The sequence below is a fragment of the Dethiosulfatibacter sp. genome (assembly GCF_983023055.1).
Genome location: NZ_CEZJXU010000259.1, coordinates 1 through 3,669, shown reverse-complemented (window position 1 = coordinate 3,669; position 3,669 = coordinate 1). Strand labels below are relative to the sequence as shown.

Annotated in this window: 3 protein-coding genes, 1 pseudogene and 1 riboswitch; of the genes and pseudogenes, 2 read left to right on the top strand and 2 right to left on the bottom strand. The window is 39.2% G+C overall.

Features of this window, described 5'->3' with window-relative positions:
• Window positions 1–11 precede the first annotated feature (11 nt).
• Window positions 12–112: riboswitch (SAM riboswitch) on the top strand.
• 80 nt (window positions 113–192) lie between these two features.
• Complete coding sequence (gene metK, locus AC3AX0_RS09235; protein ID WP_487550006.1) at window positions 193–1,386, top strand: methionine adenosyltransferase; 1,194 nt, start codon at window positions 193–195, stop codon at window positions 1,384–1,386.
• Between the two features lie 95 nt (window positions 1,387–1,481).
• Window positions 1,482–1,871: an FtsB family cell division protein gene (locus tag AC3AX0_RS09230; RefSeq protein WP_487550005.1), complete on the top strand. Its 390-nt coding sequence runs from the start codon at window positions 1,482–1,484 to the stop codon at window positions 1,869–1,871.
• On the opposite strand, the gene AC3AX0_RS09225 is transcribed toward AC3AX0_RS09230, so the two are convergent.
• Window positions 1,849–3,357: an S-layer homology domain-containing protein gene (locus AC3AX0_RS09225; protein WP_487550004.1), complete on the bottom strand. Its 1,509-nt coding sequence runs from the start codon at window positions 3,355–3,357 to the stop codon at window positions 1,849–1,851. The two genes, AC3AX0_RS09230 and AC3AX0_RS09225, sit on opposite strands and share 23 nt — an antisense overlap.
• Window positions 3,358–3,414: 57 nt before the next feature.
• Window positions 3,415–3,669, bottom strand: a pseudogene (locus AC3AX0_RS09220) (phospho-sugar mutase); the annotation flags it as partial.

Here is a 3,669-nt window from a genome sequence, read left to right as displayed (position 1 = left end):
ATGGTAACAAAGCCTTATCAAGAGAGGTGGAGGGACGGGCCCTATGAAACCCGGCATCCTGTATGAACAAGTAACAGGTGCCAATTCCCGCGGTTAATCCGGAAGATGAGGACCAATAGTAGACTACAACTCTTCTTTTGGGAGAGTTTTTTTATTGGACAAATCCGGAAAATGATTTTAGGAGGATTATTAATGAAAAAATGGCTTTTTACTTCAGAATCAGTAACAGAAGGTCACCCAGATAAAATCTGCGATCAGATTTCCGATGGAATATTGGATGCAATATTTGCCAAAGACCCAAATGGAAGAGTAGCGTGTGAAACATCTGTAACAACTGGACTAGTGCTGGTATCTGGAGAAATTACAACAAATTGTTATGTGGACATACCAAAGGTGGTAAGGGACACAATAAAAGAAATCGGATATACAAGAGCAAAGTATGGCTTTGATGGTGATACTTGTGCCGTTCTTACTTCAATCGATGAACAGTCTTCTGACATTGCAATGGGAGTCGATGCTGCAAAGGAATACAAGGACAACGGACATGACGAATTCGACATAACAGGTGCAGGAGACCAGGGAATCATGTTCGGCTATGCCTGCAACGAGACACCTGAACTTATGCCACTTCCAATTTCAATGGCTCACAAGCTTGCAAAAAGACTTTCTTCAGTAAGAAAGGACAAAACTCTGGAATACTTGAGACCTGACGGCAAGACACAGGTAACTGTGGAATACCTCGGAAACAAACCTGTTAGAATCGATACAGTTGTTATATCGACTCAACACAGCCCTGAAGTATCACTTGAGAGAATTAAAAAAGACATAATTGAACATGTAATAAAAGCGGTTGTTCCATCAGACCTTTTGGATGAAAAAACCAAATACTATATCAATCCCACAGGAAGATTTGTAATCGGAGGTCCTCAAGGAGATGCAGGACTTACTGGAAGAAAGATAATAGTAGATACTTACGGCGGATACTCAAGACACGGCGGTGGAGCTTTCTCAGGAAAGGATCCAACGAAGGTTGACAGATCTGCTGCATACGCAGCAAGACATGTTGCTAAAAACGTTGTTGCTGCGGGACTTGCAGACAAATGCGAAGTTCAACTTGCATATGCAATAGGAGTTGCCCATCCAGTATCAATCATGGTAGATACCTTCAGAACAGGAAAGGTTGCCGAGGAAATAATCGAAGAGCTTATTAACAAGCATTTCGACTTGAGACCTGCTGCCATCATCAAAAATCTTGATCTCAGAAGACCAATATATAAACAACTAGCTGCATATGGACACTTCGGAAGGACAGACATTGATCTTACATGGGAAAAGACTGACAAGGCTGAAATATTAAGAAAAGAAGCTTTTGAATCAGCTAAATAGAAAAAACATTCTTAAACTAACAAAAAGTTCCGTCAATGACGGAACTTTTTTTATTTTTACTTTATAAAATCCCAACATCATATTATAATAGATATATGATTCAAAGAGAAAGGAAAGGGATTCTCATGGGAAAAAGAAAAAAAAGAAAAAAAAGAAAAGAAAAGAAAAGCTTTAAGCTTAATATAGTAAGTCTTCTGTTTTGCACCGTGGCCTTCTACATGATTTTCACCATTATTGGACAGAGACGTTCCCTATCCGATATCAACGACAAGAAAGATGCAAAGCTTCTTGAAAAGGCTGAAACGGAAATAGAGCTACAGGAGTTCAGAGAAGATTACGAAAAAATAAACGACCCGGAACAATTTCTCGAAATCGTAGAGAAAATCGCCCGGGACGAATACAAAATGGTCAAGCCATATGAAACTGTCTATATCGATAAAAACAAAACTAAAAACAAATTTATCATGGGCATAGGGACCGAGTAATACAAAGAATCTTTGCTATCTCGCCTCTGGTTATAAAATCAAGGGGAGCAAAGGTTGTTGCACTCTTTCCGTTCATGATTTCAAGTGAAAAAACCTTACCCAGTTTTTCAATATCTTCATTACTAAGGTCCACTACATCTTCAAATTCAAAGTTTTTTGTTATTTCAGGTTTATCTCCAATTGCCGCAAGGGACCTTACAGCCTCTATCCTCGATAGAGGTCTTTTTGGACTAAAATCGCCATCCTCAGTCTCCATTATTCCAAGATAAACAACTGTTGCAACATTGTCATAGGCCCATCCGCCAATTTCTGCCTTGTCGCCTATTTCATAATGCCCCTCTGTATCAAAGTCAAAGGCTCTGCAAAGGAGTGCTGCAAATTGTTCCCTTGTAACAGTATCCTCCGGTGCAAATTCTTCTTTCGTCATTCCTTTGATTATATCGTCCTGGTAAAGTTCAACTATATAGTCTCTTCCCCAGTAACTGTCAATGTCTTTGAATAATACTTCCTTCAATTCCTTAACCGGTTCTGGATTATTTCCATTTTCAATATCATCCTCGTCAATTTCTATTGCTCCACCTGTTGTGCTTTCTACATTGTTATCACTATCTGTAGAATCTTCAACATAAATCAACCAGTTTCTTGCAGCCCATCCGAGCTCTTCACCCTCAGCATCAGCCAGGTTGTACCAGTAGTAGCCATCCTCAAGGACCGATTCTCCAATAACAGTATAGATTTCATCATCTGTAAGTTCACCCTTGATTTTACCGTTTGGCTCACGTCTAAGATTAAGCTTTCCTCCTGAAGATACACTTACCTTGTCTCCTTCGGTACACAAAAGTATATCTGCAGTATGGCAATCCTCCGGTGTTGGAACATTAAGATTCTTTGAAGGTGTTCCCGATTCAGGAAGATATGAAGGATCAATAGGATTTATTGTCTGTCCATACTCGTTTTCCGCAACATAGTAGATAAGATCCTGATATGTATACTTTTCACCATATTGGGACAGAGCATTGGGGTTGTTCCTTTCAACATAAGAATTGTATCCCCAAAGAGCAAAATACCAATTTTCAAGTATGTTTGGGTCCATGTTTCCTACCGTAGGCAAATATCCATACTTGGAAAGTCCTGCCTCCCACTTGTTTATAAGAACATCTGCTCCTGCATTTATATTGTACTTTATATCATTAATGAGTAGATTGTCGTCATACACTCCATAGTTGTTGTGTATCTGCATGAGTCCTATGCTTCCTGAAGTTCCCCTTGCTACGGTTCCATCTTCTTCATAATGCTTGAATACTGTTTCCACCCTTGCAATTGACATTAGTATGACAGAGGGAATTCCCCTTTCAATGGCCACTTCTGTAATTAGTGCTTCAAGTTCCGCCCTGGATGGGTTTTCCGCTGCCGAAGCAAAGGAAGGGAAAATTGCCGTATTTAGTATCATTATGAAAGCTGCCAGTAATGCTAGTTTTTTCCTCATGATTCACCTGCCTGTAGTTTTTATAGATTACGTGGTTGAAGCAGCGTAGCTGCTTAGTTATACCTTTTCTATCAAGCCGTAGACGAATTTGGTAATTTCATTGTATTTCTTTTCTGAAGCATCCTTGTCCTTGTCAACTGCAGAGAAATATATTTTTATTTTTGGTTCAGTTCCTGAAGGTCTAAGTACAAACCAAGAACCATCTTCAAGAACATATTTTAATACATTTGACTTTGGCAATTCAATCTTTTCTTCACTACCGTCCCTTAGTTTTTTAACACTTGTTCTATAGTCCCTTGTTGATGATATTTT

What these genes read in the sequence shown, in the direction of transcription:
- metK (WP_487550006.1), top strand. Translation starts at nt 193, where the DNA reads ATGAAAAAATGGCTTTTTACTTCAGAATCAGTAACAGAAGGTCACCCA.
- AC3AX0_RS09225 (WP_487550004.1), bottom strand. Translation starts at nt 3,357, where the DNA reads ATGAGGAAAAAACTAGCATTACTGGCAGCTTTCATAATGATACTAAAT.
- AC3AX0_RS09230 (WP_487550005.1), top strand. Translation starts at nt 1,482, where the DNA reads ATGATTCAAAGAGAAAGGAAAGGGATTCTCATGGGAAAAAGAAAAAAA.